Origin of the sequence: Acinetobacter lactucae (assembly GCF_013344765.1) — a bacterium.
Lineage (GTDB): Bacteria > Pseudomonadota > Gammaproteobacteria > Pseudomonadales > Moraxellaceae > Acinetobacter > Acinetobacter lactucae_A.
Window position 1 is genome coordinate 1 of the sequence record NZ_JABVBF010000221.1, and the last position, 4,447, is coordinate 4,447.

Annotated in this window: 6 protein-coding genes; all 6 read left to right on the forward strand. The window is 40.2% G+C overall.

What is annotated here, in order from left to right; genetic code table 11:
- Window positions 1-3 precede the first annotated feature (3 nt).
- Window positions 4-78 (forward strand): pyrroloquinoline quinone precursor peptide PqqA, encoded by a 75-nt coding sequence (pqqA, locus tag HUN22_RS15720; protein ID WP_001982218.1) that lies wholly within the window; start codon window positions 4-6, stop codon window positions 76-78.
- A 76-nt stretch (window positions 79-154) separates the two neighbouring features.
- Complete coding sequence (pqqB, locus tag HUN22_RS15725; protein WP_174731287.1) at window positions 155-1,066, forward strand: pyrroloquinoline quinone biosynthesis protein PqqB; 912 nt, start codon at window positions 155-157, stop codon at window positions 1,064-1,066.
- Between the two features lie 8 nt (window positions 1,067-1,074).
- Window positions 1,075-1,833 (forward strand): pyrroloquinoline-quinone synthase PqqC, encoded by a 759-nt coding sequence (pqqC, locus tag HUN22_RS15730; RefSeq protein ID WP_174731290.1) that lies wholly within the window; start codon window positions 1,075-1,077, stop codon window positions 1,831-1,833.
- Window positions 1,830-2,114 carry a pyrroloquinoline quinone biosynthesis peptide chaperone PqqD gene (gene pqqD, locus HUN22_RS15735; RefSeq protein ID WP_004792407.1) on the forward strand — a complete coding sequence of 95 codons (285 nt, stop codon included), beginning with the start codon at window positions 1,830-1,832 and terminating at the stop codon, window positions 2,112-2,114. The genes pqqC and pqqD overlap by 4 nt, the downstream gene beginning before the upstream one ends.
- Complete coding sequence (pqqE, locus tag HUN22_RS15740; protein WP_174731293.1) at window positions 2,111-3,265, forward strand: pyrroloquinoline quinone biosynthesis protein PqqE; 1,155 nt, start codon at window positions 2,111-2,113, stop codon at window positions 3,263-3,265. Before pqqD ends, pqqE begins: the two co-directional genes overlap by 4 nt.
- Window positions 3,266-3,283: 18 nt before the next feature.
- Complete coding sequence (locus HUN22_RS15745) at window positions 3,284-4,336, forward strand: dipeptidase (RefSeq protein ID WP_174731296.1); 1,053 nt, start codon at window positions 3,284-3,286, stop codon at window positions 4,334-4,336.
- The last annotated feature ends 111 nt before the right edge of the window (window positions 4,337-4,447 follow it).

Here is a 4,447-nt window from a genome sequence, read left to right on the forward strand (position 1 = left end):
TTTATGCAATGGACTAAACCAGCTTTTACTGATTTACGCATTGGTTTTGAAGTTACTATGTACTTCGAAGCACGTTAATTCAGTTTCATCCAAATATGTCATAAGCCCTAGTCTTGTTCTAGGGCTTATCTCTTTCTAATAAGATATTAATTTTATGTATATTTATGTTTTAGGTTCAGCTGCCGGAGGCGGGTTCCCGCAGTGGAATTGTAATTGCCCGAATTGTCATGGCGTGCGCACAGGTACAATCCAAGCCAAAGCCCGTACTCAATCATCAATTGCTGTTTCTGAAAATGGGACAGACTGGGTTTTATTAAATGCGTCACCTGATATTCGGCAGCAACTTTTCGAATTTAAAGCAGCTCAACCAGCGCGTAAATTACGTGATACAGGAATAACGAGCGTTATTTTAATGGATAGTCAGTTAGACCATACCACTGGGCTTTTGACCTTACGTGAAGGTTGCCCAATGAATGTATGGTGTACAGAAATGGTCCATCAAGATTTAACGAGCGGCTTTCCCGTTTTTAATATGCTCAAACACTGGAATGGTGGTCTTCAATACAATGAAATTAATCCTAAACAAGCCTTTAAAATTGATGGTTTCGAAAATTTAGAATTTTTGCCTTTAATTATTAAAAGTGCAGCGCCACCATATTCACCGCATCGACATGACCCACATGACGGCGACAATATTGCTTTAATTATTAAAGATCATAAAACACAAAAGCAGTTATTCTATGCACCGGGTCTTGGAAAAATTGATGATCAAATCATGCAGATTATGCAGAGTTCAGACTGCGTCATGATTGATGGAACGCTCTGGACAGATGATGAAATGCAACAAACAGGGGTTGGTAAAAAAACTGGTCGTGAAATGGGGCATTTATACATTAGTGGCGAAGGCGGTTCGCTGTCTTATTTAAATCAGCTGAGTACACCTAAAAAAGTGCTCATCCATATTAACAATACCAATCCAATTTTAAATGAAAGCTCTAGCCAGTTTGCTGAGCTTAAAGCAAATGGTGTAGAAGTTGCCTATGACGGCATGCAGATTGAACTCTAAGGTGAAACATGACTCAAACACCTGAAGCTTTAACAACCGAACAATTTAAACAAGCGATTATTGATAAAGGCCAGTATTATCATATCTATCATCCATTTCATGTGATGATGTATGAAGGAAAAGCAACTCAACAACAAATTCAGGCTTGGGTTGCAAACCGCTATTACTATCAAATTAATATTCCGCTTAAAGATGCAGCCATTATGGCAAATTGCCCAGACCAACGAGTTCGCCAAGAATGGATTCAACGCATGATCGATCAAGATGGTGAATATCCTGATGGTGGTGGTCGAGAAGCATGGTTACGGTTAGCCGAAGCTGTGGGCTTGAGTCGTGAACAAGTTATTTCTGAAGAACTGGTATTACCTGGTGTTCGTTTTGCTGTAGATGCCTATGTGAACTTCGCACGCCGTGCCTCATGGCGTGAAGCAGCCAGTAGTTCTTTAACTGAACTTTTTGCGCCACAAATTCATCAGTCACGCCTTGATTCATGGCCACAACATTACCCATGGATTGATGATAAAGGCTATGAGTATTTCCGTTCTCGTTTAAGTCAGGCTCGCCGTGACGTTGAACATGGTTTAACAATTACGCTTGATTCATTTACAACTCATGAGCAACAAGAACGAATGCTTGAAATATTGCAGTTTAAGCTGGATATTTTATGGAGCATTTTAGATGCTTTAACATTGGCATATGTTCACAATGAAGCACCGTATCACAGCGTGACGAGCAACCGGGTTTGGCACAAAGGACTATTTAAATGAATAAAGAGCAGTTTGATTTAAACCTTGTGCCGACATGGCGACAAGGTTACCGTTTTCAGTTCGAGCCAGCTCAAAATGGTTTTGTGATTTTATATCCGGAAGGCATGATCAAGTTAAATGAAAGTGCAGGGGCAATCGGACAATATATTGATGGGCAGCAAAATGTTTCTGCAATTATTGCTCAGTTAAAGCAAAAATTTGGTGATATTGCTGAAATTGACCAAGATGTAGTGGATTACATGCTGGTCGCAAAGCAGCAACACTGGATTGATTTAGTATGACAGAAGGTGTTGGCCTACCTTTATGGTTATTAGCGGAATTAACTTATCGTTGTCCGCTACAATGCCCATATTGCTCAAACCCATTGGACTATGCACAACACAAAAATGAACTGACCACCCAAGAGTGGTTTGACATTTTTGATCAGGCACGTCAGATGGGTGCTGTTCAACTTGGTTTTTCAGGTGGTGAACCACTGGTACGCCAAGATTTAGAAGAGCTGGTTGCACATGCTCACCAACAAGGGTTTTATACCAATCTGATTACCTCGGGTATGGGGCTTACCGAACAACGCATTGCTGATTTAAAGCAAGCGGGCCTAGACCACATTCAAGTGAGCTTCCAAGCGAGTGACCCAGTGGTAAATGATGCCTTGGCAGGTTCAAAGCATGCTTTTGAACAAAAGTATGAAATGTGCCGACTGGTTAAGAAATATGATTACCCAATGGTGCTTAACTTTGTTATTCATCGACATAACATTGACCAGATCGAACAAATCATTGAACTTTGCCTTGAGCTGAATGCCGATACAGTCGAGCTAGCAATTTGTCAGTTTTATGGTTGGGCTTTTTTAAACCGCCAAGGTTTATTACCAACCCAAGAGCAACTGACCCGTGCAGAACGGATTACCAATGAATATCGAGAAAAATTAAAAGCGCAAAATCATCCTTGCAAACTTATTTTTGTAGTGCCTGATTATTATGAAGAACGACCAAAAGCCTGTATGAATGGCTGGGGTAAAATCTTCTTTACGGTTGCTCCAGATGGTATGGCACTGCCTTGCCATGCAGCACGACAATTGCCAATTTCATTTCCAAACGTCCGCGAACATAAATTGTCAGATATCTGGTACAAATCAACTGGATTTAATCATTTCCGTGGCGATGCATGGATGCCAGAAGGGTGCCGTAGTTGTCCTGATAAAGAGCGTGACTTTGGCGGCTGTCGTTGCCAAGCCTATATGTTGACTGGAGATGCTGCAAATGCCGATCCTGTATGTGGGAAATCGCCGTATCATCAAATAATTGAACAAGCACGTACAGAAAGCCATTTGGATGCTCCACTACAAAATTTAGTATTCCGTAATAGTCGAAACTCAAAATCTTTAAGCACCACACAAAATATTCCAGTCCACACGATTACAGATATATAGTAAGTAATAGGAATACTCATGAAGCCTAGTCATATTCGAGTTTTTGATGGACATAATGATGCATTAACACGTTTATGGTTAAGTGACCATCCTGAACCTGCACATGCTTTTATTCATGAACGTTTAGCGGGCCATCTTGATTTAAAACGCTGCCAACAAGCTGGTTTTATCGGAGGAATGTTTTCGATTTTTTTACCTCCGTATGGCTATGTTCAACAGCATCATCCCAATAAACTATTTGACCAAACAGCTTCAGATTTTACACAGCAGCAAATTGAACAAATTTGCTTGGAACAACTCGATTTAGCTCATCAACTCGCTCAGCGCTCTAAAAATATTAAAATTTGCACATCAACTCAAAGTATTCAGGATTGCTTAGCAGAGCAAAAGCTAGCAATTGTGTTGCATATGGAGGGTGCTGAAGCTCTACAACAAAATCCTGATTTACTCGATGTATTTTATGAAAGAGGCCTGCGTAGTATTGGCCCACTCTGGAATAGACCTAGCCGCTTTGGACATGGTTTAAATGCTAAGTTTCCTCACTCACCTGACATTGGAGCAGGTCTTACTGCCGATGGCAAAGATTTTATAAAACGCTGTGCCAATAAAAAGATGGTGATTGATGTTTCCCATATGAATGAGAAAGCTTTTTGGAATACTGTAGATATATTGCAGCAGCCAATTGTAGCAACACACTCTAATTCACATGCTTTATGCCCTCAAGCCCGTAATCTAACTGACCCACAACTCAAAGCAATACGGGAAAGTAAAGGGGTGGTGGGGGTAAATTTCGATGTCGCCTTTTTACGATCGGATGGACAACGCAATGCAGATACATCCATCAATGTAATTTTAGAACATTTAGAATATTTAATGGATCATTTGGGCGAAGAACATGTAGGCTTTGGCTCTGATTTTGACGGTGCGCTTATTGGTAATGAGCTTGGAGATGTAACGGGTCTACATCGCATAATTGAGCGTATGCAACAACGTGGGTACTCTAAAACACTGATTGAAAATATATGTATGAATAATTGGGTGAGGGTGCTTTATCAAATTTTTGGTCAATAATAAACGGCTAAACAGATTTAATTTACAGAATAATAGCTGTTTTTTTATTGGCCGAAGTGACTAAAAAAAATACAAATAGTTTAATTGTCAACCATTCGGTATATTTACTAC